Below are 20914 nucleotides of genomic sequence, written 5' to 3' on the forward strand. Positions count from 1 at the left end.
TCCGGATGCGTCAGGTATGAAGTCAGGTCTGTCAGTAGCTCTGTTCCGTCGCGCGGTGCTGGCCGCGCTTTTCACTGCCAGCTCGCTGGCGCTTGCCGCCACTGCTGCCGTTCCTGCTACTGCTGCGTTCAAGCTATCCGATCCCATACCCGTTGGCCCGCAAGTCATGCTGGGCAAACTGCCGAATGGTCTGACCTATTATGTGCAGAAAAACGCCAGACCGGAAAACCGGCTGGAACTGCGGCTGGTCGTGAAAGCTGGCTCCATGCAGGAAGACGAAGACCAGCAGGGCCTCGCGCACTTCCTCGAACACATGGCCTTTAACGGCTCCACCCATTTCAAACGCAACGAGCTGGTGTCCTATCTGCAGTCGGTGGGCGTGCAGTTCGGCGCCGATCTGAACGCCTCCACCAGCTTCAATGAAACCATCTACATCCTGCCGTTACCGAGCGATAAGCCGGAAGTGGTGCAGCAGGGCTTTCAGGTACTGGAAGACTGGGCCCACGGCCTGTCGCTCAATGATGCCGATATCGACAGCGAACGCGGCATCGTGCTGGAAGAGCTACGCATGGGCAAAGGTGTGGATGACCGCGTGAACAAGGTGCTGCTGCCCAAGCTGTTCAATGGCTCGCTGTATGCCCAGCGCCTGCCCATAGGTCAGGAGGCGGTGCTGAAGAACTTCAAATACGAAGCGATCCGCCGCTTCTACCGCGACTGGTATCGGCCCGATCTGATGGCCGTAGTGGTGGTGGGCGATATTGAACCGGCGCGCGCACGGGCACTGATAGAGCAGCATTTCGGCATGCTCAAAAATCCGCCCCATGCACGGCCGCACCAGTACGCCAAGATTGCGGCCCGCGTGAAGCCGGAAGAGGTGGTGTACACGGATAAGGAAATTGCCAACAACTCGGTGCTGATCCGCTATCCCGTGGTGCCGGCGCCGCAAGGCCGTACGGTGGGCGACTACCGCCAGAAACTGCTGGAGAATATGGTCACGACGCTGCTGAATATGCGGCTGTACGAGCTGACCCAGCAGGCCAATCCGCCGTATCTGCAGGCGGGGGCGGGCATGAACGGTATCGTGCATGGCTACCGCTCCTTCAGCGCCGGTGCCTTGCTGGGCAAGGACGGCGTGCAGCCGGCGATTCAGGCCATGCTGCAGGAAAGCCGGCGCGCGCGCCAGTTCGGCTTTAGCGAAGCGGAACTCGAGCGCGTTAAGAAAGGCATGCTGCGCAATTACGAGCGCCTGTATAACGAGCGTGATAAATCCGATTCGGCCGTGTACGCGGCTGAGTTGATCCGCAATTTCCTCGAACAGGAAACCATACCCGGCATCGCCGCCGAATACCGCTACGCTCAGGCCTTGATACCCGAGATCACGCTGGCCGACCTGAATGCCGTGGCACGCGCCCAGTTGCCTGATGGTGGCAGCAAACTGATGGTGTACACGGGCAGTGCCGGCAGTGGTAGCACGGCGCCCAAGGCGGGCGAGCTGCTGGCGCTGGCCGAGGCGGCCGAAAAGCGCAGCGTGGCAGCGCAGGAAGAGAAGCCGCTGGCGCGCCAGCTAATGGCGCAGCCGCCCAAGGCGGGCAGCATCGTCAGCGAAAGCCGCGACGATGTGCTGGGACTGACGCGGCTGGTACTGAGCAATGGCGTCAAGGTGGTGCTCAAACCGACCGACTTCAATAACGACCAGGTGATCCTGACAGGGCTGCGCTTTGGCGGCTGGTCGCTGTTTGCGGACGACGATCTGTTCAGCGCGCGTTATGCCAGCAGCATCGTCAGCCAGATGGGCGTGCAGGAATTCACCCCGGCCGATATCGTGAAGGTACTGGCCGGTAAGACGGCGGGCGCGGGCGCCAGCATCGCCGGTGTCAATGAAAGCGTGAACGGTGGCTCCGGCAGCGCCGATATCGAAAGCATGCTGCAGTTGGTACACCTGAACCTGACGGCGCCGCGCAAGGATGCGACCATCTTCGAGTCCTTTGTGGCCAGACAGCGCGAACTGGCGCGCAATAATCTGGCGCGGCCGGAAGCCGTGCTGGAAGATGCCGTGACGGCCACCTTGTATCCGCAGCAGCCACGCGTGCCGCGTGCGCCCAAGCCGGCCGACTTTGATCAGCTGCAGCTCGATAAGGTGCTGGGCCTGTACCAGAGCCGCCTGTCCAGCGCACGCGATTTCACCTTCTTCATGACGGGCAGTTTCACGGTCGAGCAGGTCAAGCCGCTGCTGGCGACCTATCTGGCCAGCCTGCCGGTGGACGAGGTGGCGGTGGCGTTCCGCGACGATGGCGTGCGGCCCGTGCGGGGCGTGGTCAAGCGGGAGGTGTATGCCGGTAGCGAACCGAAAAGCACGATCTCGCTGACCTTTACGGGCGAGGCGCAGTTTTCGCTGCGCGAACGCATGCGGCTGCAGGCGCTGATTGAGGTCATGAACATCAAGCTGATCGAAGTGCTGCGCGAAAAAATGGGCGTGATGTATAGCGGCGGCTTGCGCGGCAATATGGAACGGCTGCCGTATCCCCATTTCACGGTGACGGCGACGCTGCCCTGTGCGCCGGAAAATGTCGACAAGGTGCTGGCGGCCGTGTTTGCGGAAATTGCCACCATCGCGGACCAGGGCGTGGAAGAAGCCGACCTGCAGAAGGTCAAAGCAGCGTGGATGAAGAACTACCGCAAAGGCTTGCGCGAGAATGGCTACTGGATGGCCGTGCTGATGAATGCCTATTTCAATCAGGGCGATCCGGCCGATGTGCTGACCTATCCGCAGCGCGTGGAGGCCTTGACAGCGGCTGAGCTGAAGGACAGTGCACGCAGCTATCTGAACCTGCAAAACTATGTGCAGGTGGTGCTGTATCCGCAGAAGTAGGGGGACGGTCAGTGGCCTGTTACACTGGCGCTTTATTTAAGCATTACCCACAGCGTAACGGAGGATGAGCATGGCAAAGAAGAAGGAAGAACTGGATCCGGAAACGCTGGAACTGATTCAATGGTGTATCGAGGTAGAAGGTTTTCTGGTGAAGGGCGGCGCCACGCAGGCGCAGGCGCAGGAGCATATCGAAGAGCAGGTCGAGTGGTTCACTGATCTGTTCTACGATGGTCTGTCGCCCGAAGAGGCGGCCAAGGAAGCGCTGGCCTGAGTGAACCGGGCGCGGTCGCGTCCTGATTTCCATGGGAGGAAGGACTTATGCTGAAGAAGATAGGGTTAGGCGCGCTGCTGCTGATCGCCATCATACTGGGCATGGCGACCGTACAGCCGACCACATTCCGCGTGCAGCGCCAGATCGATATCAAGGCACCGGCCGAGCGCATCCAGCCGCTGATTAGCGACTTCCACCACTGGACCCAGTGGTCACCATGGGAAAAGCTCGATCCTGCCATGAAGCGTACCTACAGCGGTGCCACCGAAGATCTGGGCGCCGTGTATGCGTGGGAGGGCGATGACAAGGTGGGCGCCGGCCGCATGGAAATCACGGGACTGAAAGCACCCGAACTGGTGCAGATCAAACTCGATTTCATCAAGCCGTTTGCCTCGGCCTGCCAGACGGAATTTGCGCTGGCCAGCAAAGGCGAGATGACCAGCGTGGTGTGGACCATGACAGGGCCGGCCGATTTCACCACCCGCCTGATGGGCCTATTCGTCAGCATGGACAAGATGATAGGCAAGGACTTCGAGGCCGGTCTCGCCAATCTCAAGGAAGTGGCGGAGAAATAGGCGCTACGGCTGCTCTAGCCGATAGGCGCCAGGATTCACGCCGGCCCATTCGCGGAAGGCGTGATTGAAGGCGCTCTGCTCCTGATAGCCGAGCAGGAAGGCGATATCGACCAGACTCAGTTCCGGCCGGCGCAGATAATCGCGCGCCAGCGCAAAGCGGGCCTGATCAAGCACCTGCTGGAACGACGATCCCGCTTCACTGAGTTTGCGCTGCAGGGTACGTGGCGATAGCGCCAGTTCCTCGGCGATGGTGGCCAGCCTGACCTGTCCGTGCGCCAGACTGCGCACGATGGCTGCATGCACTTGCTGGCTGATGGCCGGCGTTTGCGCGGCGCGTTGGCGCAGCAGCTGTTCCGCGTGCTGCTGCAGCACGGGGTAGAGGCTCACATCGGCATTTGGTACGGGCCAGTCCAGCATGGCCGCATCGAAGCGGGCGCAGTTGGCGCCCGCATTAAAACTGGGCATGGCGCCCAGCACCCGCACATATTCCTCGCGCAGTTCCGGCGGCCCGCCATCATGGGTCAGGCTCAGTTGCGCCGGCGGCAGCGCACTGCCAGCCAGCCAGTTGCCAAACACCCGTATGCCGGCGAACACGCTATCGGCCAGATGGCGCTGCGTGGCCGCATAGTTGCTATGCCAGTGGTAGCTGGCCACACCATCCTGCACGGTAATGGCCGAGCGGCCCAGATCGTGGGCCAGTTGTTCGTAGCGCATGGTCTGTTCCAGCGCCATGCCGAAATCGCGGCAGCTCAGCAGAATCAGGCCGTACACGCTATACGTTCCCAGTTTGACGCATTCGCCCACGTGCAGGCCGAAGTGCGGATCCTGCGCCAATTGCGCGCCCAGCTCCAGCAGCCGCACATACAGGTCGGCCGGTAGGCTGTCCGGCAGCGGCGCCAGACTGCCCGCATCCAGACCGGCGGCCTGTTCCAGCGCGGCTGGCGTTACGCCACGGGCTGCGGCGGCATCGAGCAGGGGTTGCAGATAGGAGCCTGCCACGCGCCGGGCGTGCTCAGGGTGCGGGCTTGGCATAATCGAACAAGGTGGTTGTCATGAAAGCGCAATACCGGTATGCCGGCTTCTTTTATTCTCGTGTCATTCAAACTAGGCGCGCCCCAGTATAGCAAGCGCGCCGCTACGCTGACAGGAAAACAATGAGACGCTGGAATGGATGGGGAGACGAGGCAGTGGAGTTTGCGCTGCATGATGAGGCGCTGGCATTTCTGGCACAGCGCATCGGTGCTGGCACGCCGGTACAGGATGCCACGCTGGAGCAGGCCTGCGCCCGCATCACGCCCAGCCGCCTGCCGCCTGACGCCAGTGTCGCTGGCCTGATACAAACGGAGGCGGAAGTCCGCCTGCGCAATGCACTGGGCCAGAGCCTGCCGGACTGGCTGCGCCTGCGCTATGGCGTGATCGAGACGGCGCCTGACGGCGTGGCCTATCCCGAAAGCGGCGACGAGGTGCGCACTTTGCTGGCCTATGCGCAGCGCCATAACGTGGCGCTGATACCACAGGGCGGCGGCACCAGCGTGGTCGGCCATCTGACGGCGCCGGCCGGAGCCCAGCCCGTGCTGACCGTGAACCTGAGCCGTTTGCGCCAGCTGCATTATCTCGATACGGAAGCCCAGCTGGCCACCTTCGGCGCCGGCGTGCTGGGGCCTGATCTGGAAGCGCAGTTGCGCGCGCGCGGCTACACGCTGGGCCACTTCCCCCAGTCCTTCGAATATTCTTCGCTGGGCGGCTGGGTGGTGACGCGTTCGTCCGGCCAGCAATCGCTGCGCTATGGCCGTATCGAGCAGCTGTTCCGCGGTGGCGTGGTGGAGACGCCGGCCGGCACACTGCGGGTGCAGACTTTCCCCGCATCGGCCGCTGGTACGGATCTGCGTGAACTGGTACTCGGTTCGGAAGGGCGCATGGGCGTGCTGACGGAAGCCACCGTGCGGGTGACGGCGCTGCCTGAGTACGAAGCCTTCCATGCCGTGTTCTTCCCCGACTGGCAGGCAGCCGAAACGGCCGTGCGCCTGCTGGCACAGGCTGGGCTGAGCCTGTCCATGCTGCGCCTATCGAATCCGCTGGAGACCACCACCATGCTGGCGCTGGCGGGCCACCAGCGCCTGATCGGCATGCTGGAGAGCTATCTGGCGCTGCGCGGCTGCAAGCAGCAGAAATGCATGCTGATGCTGGGCGTGAGCGGACAGAAGCGGACTGCCAAGACGGCTTTGCGGGCAGCGCTGGAAATCACGGCGCCGCTGGGCGGCGTGCATGTCGGCCGCTATATGGGCGAGAAATGGAAGCAGAACCGCTTCCGCAATGTCTATCTGCGCAACGCTGCGTGGCAGCACGGCTACGCCATCGATACGGTGGAAACGGCGGTGGACTGGACGCGCGTGGGCAGCATGATGCGGACAGTGGAGGCGGCAGCGACGGCGGCACTGGCCGAGTATGGCGAACGGGTACATACCTACACCCATCTGTCGCACCTGTATGCGCAGGGCGCCAGCGTGTACACCACCTTCGTGTTCCGGCTGGCAGGCGACTATGAGCAGGATCTGGCGCGCTGGCGTACGCTCAAGCATGCGGTCAGCACTGCCATCGTGTCGCAAGGCGGTACCATCAGCCATCAGCACGGCGTGGGCACCGATCATGCGCCCTATCTGGCCGCTGAAAAGGGCGAGTTGGGGCTGTCGGCTATGCAGGCGTTGTTCAGCCACTTCGATCCGCAGCAGATCATGAATCCCGGGAAGCTGCTGCCATGAGCGCCGTCTGGAGCCGGGGCGGACGGACAGCATTGCCTGCCTTGCTGGCGCAGCCGTGGGACGTGATCGTGATTGGCGGCGGCATTACCGGCGCCGGCATCCTGCTGGAAGCGGCGCGGCGCGGCCTGAAGGCGCTGCTGCTGGAACAGCGCGATTTCGCCTGGGGTACTTCCAGCCGTTCTTCCAAACTGGTGCACGGCGGCTTGCGCTATCTGAAGGAAGGCCAGTTGGGCCTGACGCGCGAATCCGTACATGAACGCGAACATTTGCTGCAGCAGGCCGCGGGGCTGGTGGAGCCGCAGAGTTTCGCCTTCGGCCATTATGCGGGACGCAAGCCGGGCAAGCTGATGTTCCTGCTAGGGCTGGCCATGTATGACCGGCTGGCCGGCCAGCGCAGCCGCCATTATTACGAACGTGAGGAGTTTGCCGCGCTGGCGCCTAATGTCTCGACGCAGGGGCTGCTGGGCGGCATGGTCTACACCGATGCCAAGACCGACGATGCGCGGCTGGTGCTGCGCGTGTTGCAGGAAGCGCAGGCGCATGGTGGGGTAGCACTCAATTATATGGCGGTGCAGGGTTTGCTGCGTGACGGTGAGCAGGAGGGCGGGCAGGGCGAAGGGCAGGGCAGCGGACAAATAAGCGGAAAAGTCTGTGGCGTGCTGGTGCGCGACATGCAGAGCGATATGCCGCAGGCGGCGCCTTACGCTGTGCGCGCCCGTGTGGTCATCAGCGCAACGGGCGCCTGGGCTGACGGCCTGCGTCTGCAGGCCGGCAAGATGGCCGCACATTCCGCCACAGCGGGGCAGCAGGCTGGTGTCGCCGCAATGGCAGCGCCGGCAGCACTCAAGCCCAGACTACGGCCTTTGCGCGGCAGCCATCTGGTGCTGCCGGCATGGCGGCTGCCGCTGGCGCAGGCCATCAGCCTGATGCATCCGTATGATGGCCGCCCCGTGTTTGCCTTTCCATGGGAAGGCGTAACGCTGGTGGGCACCACCGACGTTGATCATAAAGACGACATGGCGCACGACGCCAGCATCACGCGTGACGAAGTGGCCTATCTGATGGCCGTGCTGCACGACCAGTTCCCGCAACTGGCGCTGAGCGAACGCGATGTGATCGCGACCTATGCGGGCGTGCGGCCCGTGATCGATACGGGCAAGGCCGACCCGTCCAAGGAAGGCCGCGACCACGCGCTGTGGCTGGAGCATGGCCTGCTGACGGTCACGGGCGGCAAGCTGACCACTTTCCGCGTGATCGCGCTCGATGCCTTGCGCCGCGTCGCCAGCCTGCTGCCGGACTGGCAGGCCGATCTCGCGCCGCGTCCCGTATTCGACGCTGCACCGGCTCCGCTGCCGCATGCGCCGCAACTGCCGGCCGGGATGGCGCACAAGCTGCAGGGCCGCTACGGCGCGCTGACGGCGCAAGTGCTGGCGGCTGCGCAGCACGGCGAACTGGAACTGATAGGCGGCACGGAAACCTGCTGGGTGCAGCTACGCTGGGCGGCGCGCTGCGAAGCGGTGCAGCGGCTGGAAGATCTGCTGTTGCGCCGTAGCCGCATCGGCCTGCAATTGCGTCAGGGCGGACTGGCCATCATGGCGCGCATTCGCGCCATCTGCCAGCCGGAACTGGGCTGGAGCGATCAGCGCTGGGATGCCGAACAGGCCGCCTATGTGGCATTATGGAACAAGCACTACAGCCTGCCCGCATAAGCACGGGCCGGTCAAAAAAGCAGAAGAACGACAATAAAAACGGGAAGAGCGAGACAGAGCACCATGGCAGAGCAATACCTACTTTCTATCGACAATGGCACGCAGAGCGTGCGCGCCTTGCTGTTCGATCTGCAGGGCGAGCTGGTGGCGAAGGCGCAAGTGCATTTGCAGGCCTATTATTCGGAGCACCCGGGCTGGGCCGAGCATGACGCCGACGGCTACTGGCGCGCCGTAGGGCAGGCTTGCCAGCAGCTATGGCAGAACTGCAGTGTGCCACGTACTGCCATCAAGGGCGTGGCCGTGACTACTCAGCGCGGCACGGTGGTGAATGTGGACCGCGACGGCAAGGTGCTGCGGCCTGCCATTACGTGGCTGGACCAGCGCCGCGTGGGCCCGCAGCCGCCACTAAGCCTGCTGTGGCGCACGGCCTTCAAGCTCACCGGTCTGTCCGGCACCATCGAGTACTTTCGCCGTGAAGCGGAGATCAACTGGATCGCTCAGTACCAACCCGAGGTCTGGCAGCAGACCTATAAATACCTGCTGCTGTCGGGTTTCCTGAACCTCCGCCTGTGCGGCCGTCATGTCGATTCCATCGGTTCGCAAGTGGCTTATCTACCGTTCGACTACAAGGGGCACAAGTGGGCCGGTGCGCGCGACTGGAAATGGGAAGCGCTGAAAATCCGTCCCGACATGCTGCCGGAACTGGTAGCGCCGGGCACCATCATCGGTGCCATCACGGCCGATGCCGCCGCTTTTACCGGCATCCCCGAAGGTACGCCGCTGGTGGCGGCAGCGGCCGACAAGGCCTGCGAAGTGATAGGCGCCGGTGCGCTCGAACCGCACGTTGCCTGCCTCAGTTATGGCACCACGGCCACCATCAACACCACCAGCCGCAAATATGTGGAAGTGACGCCGCTGATTCCGCCGTATCCGGCCGCCATCCCCGGCGCCTACAGCACGGAAGTGCAGATCTTCCGCGGCTACTGGATGGTGAACTGGTTCAAGGAGCAGTTCGGTCATCTGGAACAGTTGACCGGAGCCGAACAGGGACTGGCGCCGGAATTCATGTTCGACCAGTTAGTGAACGAAGTGCCGCCCGGTTCCATGGGCCTGATGCTGCAGCCTTACTGGAGCCCCGGCATCAAGACCCCGGGGCCGGAAGCCAAAGGCGCGATGATAGGTTTCGGCGATGTGCATACGCGTGCGCACATGTACCGCGCGATACTGGAAGGGCTGGCCTATGCTCTGCGCGAAGGCAAGGAGCGCATCGAGAAGCGCAGCGGCGTGCCCGTGACGGAGCTGCGCGTGGCGGGCGGCGGCTCGCAGAGCGATGCGGCGATGCAGCTGACGGCCGATATCTTCGGCCTGCCGGCAGCGCGTGCGCATATCTATGAAACATCGGGACTGGGGGCCGCGATCGCCATCGCGGCGGGGCTGGGGCTGCACAAGGACTTCGATACGGCCACGCGGGCCATGACGCGTCCCGGCCGCGTGTTCCAGCCGATTGCCGCCAACCGCCAGATCTACGACCGCCTGTACAAACGCGTCTACCTGCATATGTACCAGCGGCTGCAGCCCATGTATCAGCAGATCGCCGATATCACCGGCTACCCCGAACAGGTGTAAGGCTTAACGCAGCACCAGCGCCTTGATGGCATCCATGGCGCTGCTGCTGCCGCACTGGGTGGCCTGCACCTGATTGCGGCCGTGCTCCTTGGCCACGTACATGGCGCGGTCGGCCGCCACGAACAGCGATTCTATGCTGTCCAGATGGCGCGGATGGGTGGTGGCCACGCCTATGCTCACGGTCAGCCACGGCGAGGTAGCGGAGCGCGGGTGTGGAATCTGCAGGCCTTCGATGCGGGCGCGTATGGCTTCGGCCAGCTGCAGCGCAGTGGCGCTATCCGTTTCCGCGAACAGCAGCACGAATTCCTCGCCACCATAGCGGGCTGCCAGATCGGTCTGGCGCAGCGCGTGCGCGGCAAGCGCCTGTGCCACCTGCTGCAAACAGGCGTCGCCGGCCGGATGGCCCAGCGTGTCGTTATACAGCTTGAAGTGATCCACATCGAGCACCACCAGCGAGAGCGGCAGGCCGCTGCGCATGGCGCGCTGCCATTCTTTTTCGATAAAGCTGTCGAAGTGGCGCCGGTTGGCGATCTTGGTCAGCGGGTCTATCATGGCCGCCCGCTGCAGCGCGTCTTCCGACTGCTTGTGATGGGTAATGTCGTGCAGCAGGCCGACAAACAGGGGCTGGCGCAGCACCATGGGCGTGAGCGTGAGGTCCATGCAGACCGAGCTGCCGTTGCGGTGGCGGATGATCACTTCGCGCGTGCCGTGGCTGTGGGTCGATTCCGGCTCGGCCGAATAGCGCTGGAAGTAGTCAAGGTATTCCTGTGCCACCATGGGGTTGAGCAGTTCCGAGATATTCCGCCCCGCCAGTTCCTGTTCCGTATAGCCCAGATAATTGACGCAGGCCGGATTGGCGAACTGGATGCGGCCATCGGCTTCGATGATCAAGAGACCTTCGGCCATGCTGTTGACGATGGCGCGCAGGCGCTCGGCCTGTTCTTCCTGGGTTTCGCTGCGGCTGCGGATCTGCAACTGGGTGCGCACGCGGGCGCACACTTCGGCCATGCGCAACGGTTTGCTGATGTAGTCCACTGCGCCGATATCGAAGCCGGCCACCACATCTTCCGTCTCCGTTTTGGCGCTCATGAAGATCACGGGGATGCGCTGGGTGGACGCATGGCTTTTGAGCTGGCGGCAGGTTTCCAGACCATCCATGCCGGGCATCAGTACATCGAGCAGGATCAGGTCGGGTTGGACGCGGCGGGCAATTTTGAGCGCACGTTCGCCGTTGTTGGCGACAAATGTCTGATATCCCTGTTGCACCATCATGCTCCGCAAGGCGCTCAGATTCTCCGGCGCGTCGTCCACGATGAGGATCGCGGCGTCACGTCGGCTAGCGTGTTGCAGTGGGGTGACTGGGGTGAGCAAGGGCTGTCCTGCTAATGAATTTGGGATACGTGCAAAATCATAACGCCTAGCCCCGCGCTTATGGGACAAATAATTAAGTTTTTTTGGGGAAATAAACTTCTGTCACTCTGAAGACGTTTTCAAGCTGTTGTTTTTTGAAAAAAAAGAGCGACCGGAGTCGCTCTTTCATTTGCTGGCCGATGGCTGGCTGGATTACAGCTTGGCGGCAATCAGTTTGCCGAGGATCTCGATACCGGCCCGGATACGCTCTGGCGGCACCGTCACGAAGGACAGGCGCAGGGTATTGGTTTCCGGTTCGTTGGCGTAGAACGGCGAACCCGGTACGAAGGCCACTTTCTGGGCGATGGCTTCGTCCAGCAGTTTCATCGCGTCGATATGCTTAGGCAGGGTGACCCAGATGAACATGCCGCCTTCCGGCTTGGTCCACTGCACGGCGGACGGGAAGTGCTGCGCCATGGCGTCCAGCATGACCTGGCACTGATCGCCGTACAGGGTACGGATTTTTGGAATGTGCTGGTCGAGGAAGCCGTCCTTGATCACATCGTAGACCACCATCTGGGTCAGCTGCGAGGTGTGCAGGTCGGCGGCCTGTTTGGCCAGTTCCAGGCGGCGTACCAGCGGCAGCGGCGCTACCACGTAGCCCAGACGGATGCCAGGGGTCAGCACTTTGGAGAAGGAGCCCATGTAGATCACGCCATCCGGGTTCATGGCCACCATCTTCGGTGCCGGTGCGCCCTTGTAGCTCAGCGCGCCGTAAGGGTCATCCTCGATCAGCGGCAGGCCCAGACGGGCGCAGGTTTCGACCAGTTCTACGCGGCGTTCCACCGACAGCGAACGGCCGGTCGGATTCTGGAAGTTGGGCAGCGCGTACAGCAGGCGTGCGCCGGCGGCCACTTTATCCAGCCAGGCCGGTACCAGACCGTGTTCGTCGGTTTCCACCGATTTGAATTCAGGACGGTAGACCGAGAAGGCCTGCAGCGCGCCCAGATAGGATGGGGTTTCCACCAGCACGCGGCTGCCTTCGTCGATCAGCACCTTGCCCAGCAGGTCCAGCGCCTGTTGCGAGCCGGAGGTCATCAGCACCTGTTCCGGCACGATTTTCGCGCCATTGGCGGACAGCGAATCGGCGATCCACTGACGCAGCGGCAGGTAGCCGTCGGTCGGGCCGTATTGCAGCGCCACTTTGCCGTTTTCGCTGAGTACCTTGTCGAAGGCTGCTTTCATGGTGTCGACCGGGAAGGTCAGTGGCGAAGGCAGGCCTCCAGCGAAGGAAATGATTTCCGGCTGCTGGGTGATCTTCAGGATTTCGCGGATGAAGGACGATTGCAGCTGGTCGGCGCGTTCCGAGAAGCGCCACTGGATCGGTGCAGGGTTTTCGATTTTCATACTTGTCTCACTAGAGTAAAACCGGCAGGGCCGGTGATGCCATCAGCGCGCTTGTGGCGTGCTTTCTTTAATAGGAACAGCCACGGGTAAGTGGCCGCCCGCTTACGCGACTTCCGCGATCAATTCGATTTCGACGCAGGCGCCCAGCGGGATTTGTGCAACGCCGAAGGCCGAACGGGCGTGTTTGCCGGCATCGCCGAACACTTCGCCCAGCAGCTCGGAGGCGCCGTTGGTGACCAGATGCTGTTCGGTGAAATCCGCCGTGGAGTTCACCAGACTCATAACTTTAACGATGCGCTTGACGCGGGTCAGGTCGCCGCCGACGGCAGCCTGCAGGGTGCCGATCAGGTCGATAGCGATGGCGCGCGCTGCAGCCTTGCCTTCGGCCGTATCGATGTTCTTGCCGAGCTGGCCTACCCACACGCTGCCGTCAGCGCGCTTGGCGATGTGACCGGACAGGAACACCAGATTGCCCGTTTGAGCATACATAACGTAGGCCGCAGCCGGGGTAGCAGGGGCAGCCAGGGTGATGTCGAGTGCTTTCAGTTTTTCGTAGACAGACATGTGAGTTCCAGATCAATTAAAGTGGGTGGGACAGATTCAAGACCGTTATTGTACGTGTTGTAGCAGGCGCTGCCCACAATTGAGGCAAAATCAAGATAGTCTACGGTTTTCCTGCGGTTTTACCTGCATTTCTCGCCCCATGCCGCTACTGGTGGCGCTGCCAGTTGCAAAAAATGCCGGCTCCCGCTTTGCCGCGCTGCCTGTTTGCGCTGCACGGATGAACTGCATGGACTTTATGCTACGTGACAAAACCAGTACAGTACAAGTACACTTGGAAAGTTAATTTCTGTACTGTGATGGCAAAATGACCAATACACGAAGCCGCCGTTCACTGCTTGGTGACGCTGCGGCCAATGCGGCGGCTGCCGTAGCGGAAGCGCTGGCCGCTGCCGAAGCCCGTGCGGCGCAAGCGGCCAGTGCTCCCGCACACAAGCTGTCCGGCGCTGAAGCTGAAGCTGGCGCAGGGCGGGCGGCGATGGCGGCGGCCAGCCACACGGCGGCCGATACGGCCAGCGTGGCCGTGCCAGCCAGCGTGCTGCGCTCGCGCCGCGCGGCACCGGCCGGTGCTTTGCTGGGCTTGCTGTCGCGCGAGTCGGGCGAAACCCTGATCGACCAGATCGTGCGCTCTGTCGCGGCCCGTATCGATGACCGGCTGCTGCGCGGCGGCGCGCGCATGCCTTCGATCCGTGCCTTTGCTGCAGCCCATGGCGTGTCGCCGTTCACGGTGGTGGCCAGCTACGACAGGCTGGTGGCGACCGGCTATCTGGAATCGCGTCGTGGCGCCGGTTTCTTCGTGCGCGAACGGGGCGGCATTGCCGGCCCGAGTATGACGTCGCGCGCGCCGCGCCATAGCAGCGGCTTCGAAGTCAAGCCTATCGATGTGGTCTGGCTAGTGCGTAATATGTTCCGCCAGATGCCGCATGCGCAGATGCCGGGCAGCGGCGTGCTGCCGTCCGACTGGCTCGATGGGGCAGCCATTTCGAATGCGCTCAAGGCAGTAAGCCGGCAGAATGCCGGTGTGCTGCTTAGCTATGGCGTGCCGCAAGGCTTTCTGCCGCTGCGCCAGCAGTTGCAGCACAAGCTGGCCGAGCTGGAAATTGCCGCCGCACCGGAACAGCTGGTGACCACGGCCGGCGTGACGCAGGCGCTGGATCTGGTGGCGCGCGAATTCACCCAGCCCGGCGACACGATCTTTGTCGATGATCCCGCATGGTTCCTGATGTTTGGCTCGTTTGCGGCGCTGGGCGCCAAGGTGGTGGGTATTCCGCGCCTTGCCGATGGCCCGGACATTGCCAAACTGGCCGAACTGGCGGCGCTGCACAAGCCCAAGCTGTACATCATTAACTCGGTGCTGCACAACCCCAGCTCCACCTCGCTGTCGGCGGCCAAGGCGTTTCAGGTGCTGCGGCTGGCGGAAGAACATGATTTCGTCATTGTGGAAGACGATATCTACTGCGATCTGCACCCGGGCAGCGCCGTGCAGCCGGCCACGCGGCTGGCGGCGCTGGACCAGCTGCAGCGCGTGATCTATCTGGGCGGTTTTTCCAAGACCATGGCGGCCAATCTGCGCGTGGGTTTTATTGCCGCTTCGCCCGAGCGGGCCGAAAGGCTGGCCGATCGCAAGATGCTGACCATGCTGACTACCAGCGATATCGGCGAGCGGGTGGTGTACAAGGTGCTGTCGGACGGCACCTTCCGCAAGCATACCGACCGCATGCGCGCCCGCCTCGACGGCCTGCGCGCCAAGACTATCCGCCAGATGGAGCGGGTGGGACTCAAGGTGGATGTGGCGGCGCCGGCCGGCATGTTCGTCTGGGTCGATGCGGGGCGCGATACCAATGTGCTGGCCGAACGGGCGATGGCGCAGAACCTCTTGCTGGCACCGGGCAGCCTGTTTTCGCCGGCTCAGTTGCCGTCTACCCGCATGCGCCTGAACGTGGCCGCCATGCAGGACCCGCAAGTGTGGCGCTTTCTCGAAAGCGAGCTGGCACGCTCTTGAAAAGGCGCAGTGCATCCCCATTTAGGGGCAACAGTGCATTAAACGCAATGCAATACACCCTAACAGAAGACTATTCACAAGACTATTAGAGGCTTACAAAAATGGCAGATATCGAAAAGCAGACCCTAGGTTTTCAGGCAGAAGTAAAGCAGCTGCTGCAGCTGATGATTCACTCGCTGTACTCGAACAAAGAGATTTTCCTGCGCGAGCTGATTTCCAACGCTTCCGACGCATCGGACAAGCTGCGCTTCGAAGCGATCAACAACGATGCGCTGTACGGCAATGACCACGAACTGAAAATCAAGGTCGCTTTTGACAAGGCGGCACGCACCATCACCATTTCCGATAACGGCATCGGCATGAGCCGTGACGAAGCGATCTCCCATCTGGGTACCATCGCCAAATCGGGCACCAAGGAATTCTTCGGCAAGCTGTCCGGCGACCAGCAGCAGGACGCGGCCCTGATCGGCCAGTTCGGCGTGGGCTTCTATTCGGGCTTCATCGTAGCCGACAAGATCACCGTCGAAACCCGCCGCGCCGGCGCGGCTGCCAGCGAAGGCGTGCGCTGGGAATCCGAAGGTCAGGGCGATTACTCGGTCGAACAGATCGAGAAGACGGGCCGCGGCACCGACATCATCCTGCACCTGCGCGAAGGCGAGGACGAGCTGCTGTCCTCGTGGAAGCTCAAATCCATCATCCGTAAATACTCCGACCACATCTCGCTGCCTATCGTGATGCAGAAAGAAGAGTGGGACGAAGAGAAGAAAGAAACCGTCCTCAAGGACGAACTGGAAACCGTCAATCAGGCCAGCGCGCTGTGGGCCCGCAACAAGTCCGACATCACGCCGGAACAGTACGACGAGTTCTATAAGCACGTCTCGCACGACTTCCAGGCCCCGCTGACCCATACCCACAACCGCGTGGAAGGCCGCAGCGAATACACCCAGTTGCTGTACATTCCGGCCAAGGCGCCGTTCGACCTGTGGGACCGCAACAAGCGCGGCGGCATCAAGCTGTACGTCAAACGCGTGTTCATCATGGACGATGCCGAACAACTGATGCCAACCTATCTGCGCATGGTCAAAGGCGTGATCGACTCGGCCGACCTGCCGCTCAACGTGTCGCGTGAAATTCTGCAGGAATCGCGCGATGTGAAAGTGATCCGCGATGGCTCGACCAAGCGCGTGATCGGCATGCTGGAAGAACTGGCGAACGCCGACGAGCAGGAGAAGAAGGACAAGTACACCACCTTCTGGACCGAGTTCGGTCAGGTGCTGAAAGAAGGTATCGGCGAAGACGCCACCAACAAGGACCGTCTGGCCAAGCTGCTGCGTTTCGCGTCGACGGCCAACGACAGCGACGAACAGAATGTCTCGTTCGAGCAGTACCTCGCCCGCGCCAAGGAAGGCCAGGACAAGATCTACTACGTCACGGCGGATAACTACGTGGCCGCGAAGAATAGCCCGCATCTGGAAATCTTCCGCAAGAAAGGCGTGGAAGTGCTGCTGCTGACCGACCGTGTGGATGAATGGATGCTGTCCTTCCTGACCGAGTTCGAAGGCAAGGAACTGGTCTCCGTGGCCAAGGGTGGCCTCGATCTGGGCGCGCTCGAAGACGAAGCGGAGAAGAAGGAACACGAGGAAACGGAAAGCTCGTACAAGGAACTGGTCGGCAAGATGAAGGATGCCTTGAGCGACAAGGCCAAGGACGTGCGCGTGACCTTCCGTCTGACCGATTCGCCAGCCTGTCTGGTGGCGGACGAGCATGAACTGTCGGGCAACCTGCTGCGCATGCTGAAAGCAGCGGGCCAGAATGCGCCGGAGTCCAAGCCTATCCTGGAAATCAACCCTAACCACCCGCTGGTGACGCGTCTGAAGTATCAGGATGCCGGTACGGCCTTCAACGACTGGGCCAACATCCTGTTCGATCAGGCCCTGCTGGCTGAAGGCGGTTCGCTCAGCGATCCGGCTACCTTCGTCAAGCGCCTCAATGAAATGCTGCTGAACGGCGCTGCCAAGTAACAGCATGCATTGCTTCCTGCCGGAGTGTGTTATGTTTGCGCATCTGCAAGCATACCTCCGGGGGAACCATGACTCGATACACAGTGGCGCTGGTCAGCGCCCTGATGCTGCTAGCGCCTGTGGTGCACGCGCAGCTCGCACCGGCGGCCAACGCCTCCACTAACAACAATAACCCCACCTTCGCAGCCGCACCGGTTGCCGCCACTGCGCCCTTATATCCGGCGCTGCCGAGCGAAACGCCGGAAGAATTCCACGCGCCTGTAGACGGTTTCGACTACGTCAAACGCGCCGTGATGATCCCCATGCGCGATGGCGTCAAACTCCATACCGTCATCATCGTGCCGCGTGGCGCCAGCCGTGCGCCCATGCTGCTGACGCGCACGCCGTACAACGCCGCCGAACTGACGGCCCATGCGGAAAGCTCGCAGCTGGAGAACATCCTGCAGGGCTATGACAATGCAGCCGATGTGGTGGTGCAGGGCGGCTATATCCGCGTGATGCAGGATGTGCGCGGCAAGCATGGCTCGGAAGGCGATTATGTGATGAACCGGCCGCTGGCAGGTTCGACCTTCAACCCGACCCCGGTCGATCATTCCACCGATACCTGGGACACCATCGAATGGCTGACCCACAATGTCCCCGAAAGCAATGGCAAGGTGGGCATCATCGGTATTTCCTACGATGGCTATCTGCCGCTGATGGCACTGGTTAAACCCCATCCGGCGCTGAAGGCGGCCGTGCCCATGAATCCCATGGTGGATGGCTGGCGCGGCGATGACTGGTTCCACAACGGCGCCTTCCGTCAGGTGAATCTGGCCTATATCCTTGAACAGGTGGCCACGCGCCGTAGCGAGGCCAAGTGGTACAGCAGCCATTACGACGATTACGACACTTTTCTGCGCGCCGGCTCGGCCGGTGAACTGGCGCGCCAGCGCGGCATGGAGCAGGTGGGCTTCTGGCGCAAGCTGAGCAGCCATCCTGCCTACGATAATTTCTGGAGCGAGCAGGCGATGGACCAGCTACTGGCGCGCCAGCCCGTGAAAGTGCCGACCATGCTGGTGCATAGCTGGTGGGATGCGGAAGATATCTACGGCGCACTGGCTGTGTACAAGGCCGTCAAGCCGCTGGACCGCGCTAATCACGTGTATCTGGTGATGGGGCCATGGAACCATGGCGGCGCCATCGATGAAGGCAGCAAGCTCGGCGCGCTGCACTTCGGCAGCGACACGGCACTGCACTTCCGGCAGGAGATACTGCGGCCCTTCCTTGATCATTACCTCAAGGACGAAGCGCCGCCGTTGTCTATCGCTGCCGTTTCGGCGTTCGAAACTGGCAGCAACAAGTGGCGCGCACTGAACCGCTGGCCCAGCGGCTGCAATAGCGGTTGCAGCAGCACGCCGAGCGCGCTCAAGCTGGGTGCGGGCAGCAAACTGACGCTGAGCCGCGCACCGGCCGCCGCACCGACGGCTCCTGCCATGCCTGCCGCCTACGATGAATATGTATCCGACCCTGCCAAGCCCGTGCCATACCGCGCCCGTCCCATCATGGCAGTGGGCTACGATGAGGCCAAAGGGCAGACGTGGCCGCGCTGGCTGGTGGACGACCAGCGCGAAGCCTCGGGCCGGCCCGATGTGCTCAGCTACACCAGCGAAGTGCTGACGTCACCCGTCAAGATCAGCGGCGAACCCATCGCCCATCTGCTGGCGGCGACCAGCGGCACGGATGCGGACTGGGTGGTGAAGCTGATTGACGTCTATCCCGATCAGGTGGCGGCGCAGCCGGAAATGGGCGGCTACCAGCTGATGGTTGCGGCCGATATCTTCCGTGGCCGCTACCGCGAATCGCTGGCGCAGGCCAAGGCGCTGTTGCCCGATACGCCGCTGGCCTACCGCTTTGCTCTGCCGGCGGCCAACCACGTCTTCCTGCCGGGGCACCGCATCATGGTGCAGATCCAGTCCAGCTGGTTCCCGCTGTATGACCGTAATCCGCAAACGTTTGTGCCGAATATCTTCTTCGCCCAGCCTGCGGATTATCGTAAAGCCACCCAGCGCATCTACCACGACAGCTATATCGAGCTGCCGCTAATCACCAGCAAACGCTAGGCTGGCCGCCAGTTGCCCGCTACCAGCTGCCAGCCACCGGCGGCGCGCGACTCAGGCGCGTCGGCGCCGGCGTGCCACCAGCAATACCGCCGGTAGGCCCAGCCCCAGCATGGCGATGCTGGCCGGTTCCGGCACGGCTGGCGCCTGCTGCAGGAAGCCGCGGATTTCCCCTTGCGGATAGAGCGTGCTATGGATATTGAAATAGGCCGTGCCGCTATCGAGCCCCATGGCGAAGGCCGATTCCGCGCCGGCAGTGGTGCCGCCGTGGCTGGCAATGAAGGCGGGATTCCATGTGCTGCTGAGCGAGGTGTCGAACACATGGCTGTAGGCGCCTGAACGTTCACCGAGCGGGAAGCCGAGTAGTGTAGGCAGCTCCGTCATTACGGGCGCGGTGCCGCTGCCGGCCATGCTGGTGCAGCAATGGATGTGGGCTGCAGTGCTGTCGCCGAGCAGGCCGCCGAAGGCCGCATCGATTTCCAGCATGTGGGTAGAGGCATCGAAGCGCACCACGGTAGCGCCTATGGCGGTGGATGCATTGGGCGGCGCTTCCTGTGCACCGGTCAGAATGGCTGTGTAATTGCTGGCAGCGGCCTGTGCTGCCGGCATGGCGGCAGCCAGCCCGAGTAGCAGGCCGGCAGCTGCCGCCAGCTGGGTCCAGCGGTAATGCAGTATAGGCTTCATCTTGTTCCTCCTCGCGCGACGGGTTAAAGGTCTAGCTTAGAGTGGGGCACAGCGGGCGAGTTCCCGCTGCAGCCGAAATGAAGTCTTACAGCTCCGTGCGCAGGGCGAACAGTTCGGGGAACAGCACCACATCGAGCATCTTGCGCAGATAGCTGGCGCCGGCCGTGCCGCCCGTACCCGTCTTGAAGCCGATGATGCGCTCCACCGTGTTGAGGTGGCGGAAGCGCCAGAAGCGGAACGCCGTTTCCAGATCCACCAGCTTCTCGGCCAGTTCGTATAGCGCCCAGTAGCGCTGGGTGTCGCCGTACACGGTCAGCCAGGCCTGTTTGACTGACTCGTCGGCACGGGTAGGCTGGGTCCAGTCGGCGTTCAGGCGTTCGGGCGCGATAGGCAGGCCGTTGCGTGCCAGCAGCTTGATGGCTTCGTCGTACACGGAGGGGGCATGCAGCGCCTGTTCCAGCACAGTGTAAGTGTCGCTGTGGTTGGCGTGGACGCTGAGCAGGGCAGGGTTCTTGTTCCCCAGGATGAACTCGATCTCGCGGTACTGGTAGGACTGAAAGCCCGAGGAGGCGCCCAGATATGGACGGATGGCCGTGTATTCGGGCGGCGTCATGGTGGCCAGCACATCCCAGGCATGCACCAGCTGGTCCATGATGCGGGCCACGCGGGCCAGCATCTTGAAGGCCGGCGGCAGATCGTCGGCTTGCAGGTGGGTGCGCACGGCATGCATTTCGTGCAGCATCAGCTTCATCCACAGTTCGCTGGTCTGGTGCTGCACGATGAACAGCATTTCATTATGGTTGGGCGAAAGCGGGTGCTGGGCCGTGAGGATCTGGTTCAGGCCCAGATAGTCGCCATAGCTCATATCCTTGCTGAAATCCATCTGGGCGCCGTGCCACTGGGCATCGCCTGCTGGTGCAGGCGCTGCATGCATAGGGCAGCCGCTGGCTGCTGCTTGATTGTCGGTCATAGTGTTCTCGC

15 protein-coding genes are annotated in these 20914 nt (G+C 62.4%); 9 read left to right on the top strand and 6 right to left on the bottom strand.

The window, feature by feature from the left end; translation table 11 throughout:
* The first annotated feature begins 16 nt into the window (after window positions 1–16).
* From GM655_RS12640 to GM655_RS12650, 3 genes are all read left to right on the top strand, one after another.
* Window positions 17–2869, top strand: a complete 2853-nt coding sequence (locus tag GM655_RS12640; protein ID WP_155435040.1) for a M16 family metallopeptidase — start codon at window positions 17–19, stop codon at window positions 2867–2869.
* A gap of 70 nt (window positions 2870–2939) precedes the next feature.
* Window positions 2940–3140: a hypothetical protein gene (locus tag GM655_RS12645; RefSeq protein ID WP_155435041.1), complete on the top strand. Its 201-nt coding sequence runs from the start codon at window positions 2940–2942 to the stop codon at window positions 3138–3140.
* Between the two features lie 47 nt (window positions 3141–3187).
* Window positions 3188–3715 (top strand): SRPBCC family protein, encoded by a 528-nt coding sequence (locus GM655_RS12650; RefSeq protein WP_155435042.1) that lies wholly within the window; start codon window positions 3188–3190, stop codon window positions 3713–3715.
* A 3-nt stretch (window positions 3716–3718) separates the two neighbouring features.
* Here GM655_RS12650 and GM655_RS12655 read toward each other — a convergent pair whose 3' ends face one another.
* Window positions 3719–4747, bottom strand: a complete 1029-nt coding sequence (locus GM655_RS12655; RefSeq protein ID WP_155435043.1) for an AraC family transcriptional regulator — start codon at window positions 4745–4747, stop codon at window positions 3719–3721.
* A gap of 122 nt (window positions 4748–4869) precedes the next feature.
* Here GM655_RS12655 and GM655_RS12660 point away from each other — a divergent pair, with 122 nt between their 5' ends.
* The 3 genes from GM655_RS12660 (at window position 4870) to GM655_RS12670 (ending at window position 9809) form a co-directional block, all read left to right on the top strand.
* Window positions 4870–6474 (top strand): FAD-binding oxidoreductase, encoded by a 1605-nt coding sequence (locus GM655_RS12660; protein ID WP_155435044.1) that lies wholly within the window; start codon window positions 4870–4872, stop codon window positions 6472–6474.
* Window positions 6471–8183 carry a glycerol-3-phosphate dehydrogenase/oxidase gene (locus tag GM655_RS12665; RefSeq protein ID WP_155435045.1) on the top strand — a complete coding sequence of 571 codons (1713 nt, stop codon included), beginning with the start codon at window positions 6471–6473 and terminating at the stop codon, window positions 8181–8183. Before GM655_RS12660 ends, GM655_RS12665 begins: the two co-directional genes overlap by 4 nt.
* Window positions 8184–8246: 63 nt before the next feature.
* Window positions 8247–9809 carry an FGGY-family carbohydrate kinase gene (locus GM655_RS12670; protein ID WP_155435046.1) on the top strand — a complete coding sequence of 521 codons (1563 nt, stop codon included), beginning with the start codon at window positions 8247–8249 and terminating at the stop codon, window positions 9807–9809.
* Between the two features lie 3 nt (window positions 9810–9812).
* Here GM655_RS12670 and GM655_RS12675 read toward each other — a convergent pair whose 3' ends face one another.
* The 3 genes from GM655_RS12675 to GM655_RS12685 all read right to left on the bottom strand — a co-directional run bounded on the left by GM655_RS12675 (window position 9813) and on the right by GM655_RS12685 (window position 13130).
* Window positions 9813–11180, bottom strand: a complete 1368-nt coding sequence (locus tag GM655_RS12675) for a diguanylate cyclase (RefSeq protein WP_229632549.1) — start codon at window positions 11178–11180, stop codon at window positions 9813–9815.
* Window positions 11181–11372: 192 nt separating this feature from the next.
* Entirely contained in the window at window positions 11373–12566 is a 1194-nt protein-coding gene (locus tag GM655_RS12680; protein ID WP_155435047.1) for an aminotransferase-like domain-containing protein, read from the bottom strand.
* A gap of 102 nt (window positions 12567–12668) precedes the next feature.
* Window positions 12669–13130 carry a RidA family protein gene (locus tag GM655_RS12685; RefSeq protein WP_155435048.1) on the bottom strand — a complete coding sequence of 154 codons (462 nt, stop codon included), beginning with the start codon at window positions 13128–13130 and terminating at the stop codon, window positions 12669–12671.
* Window positions 13131–13605: 475 nt separating this feature from the next.
* Here GM655_RS12685 and GM655_RS12690 point away from each other — a divergent pair, with 475 nt between their 5' ends.
* The 3 genes from GM655_RS12690 (at window position 13606) to GM655_RS12700 (ending at window position 19252) form a co-directional block, all read left to right on the top strand.
* Window positions 13606–15129 carry an aminotransferase-like domain-containing protein gene (locus GM655_RS12690; protein WP_155435351.1) on the top strand — a complete coding sequence of 508 codons (1524 nt, stop codon included), beginning with the start codon at window positions 13606–13608 and terminating at the stop codon, window positions 15127–15129.
* Window positions 15130–15230: 101 nt separating this feature from the next.
* Window positions 15231–17150, top strand: coding sequence for a molecular chaperone HtpG (gene htpG, locus GM655_RS12695; protein ID WP_155435049.1), 1920 nt, complete (start codon window positions 15231–15233; stop codon window positions 17148–17150).
* A gap of 68 nt (window positions 17151–17218) precedes the next feature.
* Window positions 17219–19252: a CocE/NonD family hydrolase gene (locus tag GM655_RS12700; protein WP_229632551.1), complete on the top strand. Its 2034-nt coding sequence runs from the start codon at window positions 17219–17221 to the stop codon at window positions 19250–19252.
* 51 nt (window positions 19253–19303) lie between these two features.
* Here the strand turns inward: GM655_RS12700 and GM655_RS12705 are convergent, their stop codons facing one another.
* A complete protein-coding gene (locus GM655_RS12705; protein WP_229632552.1) occupies window positions 19304–19933 on the bottom strand; it encodes a CHRD domain-containing protein in 630 nt (209 codons plus the stop codon).
* Window positions 19934–20018: 85 nt separating this feature from the next.
* Window positions 20019–20903, bottom strand: coding sequence for a tryptophan 2,3-dioxygenase (kynA, locus tag GM655_RS12710; RefSeq protein WP_155435050.1), 885 nt, complete (start codon window positions 20901–20903; stop codon window positions 20019–20021).
* Between the last annotated feature and the right edge of the window lie 11 nt (window positions 20904–20914).

This window comes from Pseudoduganella danionis (assembly GCF_009720775.1).
GTDB lineage: Bacteria > Pseudomonadota > Gammaproteobacteria > Burkholderiales > Burkholderiaceae_D > Rugamonas > Rugamonas danionis.

What these genes read in the sequence shown, in the direction of transcription:
- GM655_RS12640 (WP_155435040.1), top strand. Translation starts at nt 17, where the DNA reads ATGAAGTCAGGTCTGTCAGTAGCTCTGTTCCGTCGCGCGGTGCTGGCC.
- GM655_RS12645 (WP_155435041.1), top strand. Translation starts at nt 2,940, where the DNA reads ATGGCAAAGAAGAAGGAAGAACTGGATCCGGAAACGCTGGAACTGATT.
- GM655_RS12650 (WP_155435042.1), top strand. Translation starts at nt 3,188, where the DNA reads ATGCTGAAGAAGATAGGGTTAGGCGCGCTGCTGCTGATCGCCATCATA.
- GM655_RS12655 (WP_155435043.1), bottom strand. Translation starts at nt 4,747, where the DNA reads ATGCCAAGCCCGCACCCTGAGCACGCCCGGCGCGTGGCAGGCTCCTAT.
- GM655_RS12660 (WP_155435044.1), top strand. Translation starts at nt 4,870, where the DNA reads ATGAGACGCTGGAATGGATGGGGAGACGAGGCAGTGGAGTTTGCGCTG.
- GM655_RS12665 (WP_155435045.1), top strand. Translation starts at nt 6,471, where the DNA reads ATGAGCGCCGTCTGGAGCCGGGGCGGACGGACAGCATTGCCTGCCTTG.
- GM655_RS12670 (WP_155435046.1), top strand. Translation starts at nt 8,247, where the DNA reads ATGGCAGAGCAATACCTACTTTCTATCGACAATGGCACGCAGAGCGTG.
- GM655_RS12680 (WP_155435047.1), bottom strand. Translation starts at nt 12,566, where the DNA reads ATGAAAATCGAAAACCCTGCACCGATCCAGTGGCGCTTCTCGGAACGC.
- GM655_RS12685 (WP_155435048.1), bottom strand. Translation starts at nt 13,130, where the DNA reads ATGTCTGTCTACGAAAAACTGAAAGCACTCGACATCACCCTGGCTGCC.
- GM655_RS12690 (WP_155435351.1), top strand. Translation starts at nt 13,606, where the DNA reads ATGGCGGCGGCCAGCCACACGGCGGCCGATACGGCCAGCGTGGCCGTG.
- htpG (WP_155435049.1), top strand. Translation starts at nt 15,231, where the DNA reads ATGGCAGATATCGAAAAGCAGACCCTAGGTTTTCAGGCAGAAGTAAAG.
- GM655_RS12700 (WP_229632551.1), top strand. Translation starts at nt 17,219, where the DNA reads ATGACTCGATACACAGTGGCGCTGGTCAGCGCCCTGATGCTGCTAGCG.
- GM655_RS12705 (WP_229632552.1), bottom strand. Translation starts at nt 19,933, where the DNA reads ATGAAGCCTATACTGCATTACCGCTGGACCCAGCTGGCGGCAGCTGCC.
- kynA (WP_155435050.1), bottom strand. Translation starts at nt 20,903, where the DNA reads ATGACCGACAATCAAGCAGCAGCCAGCGGCTGCCCTATGCATGCAGCG.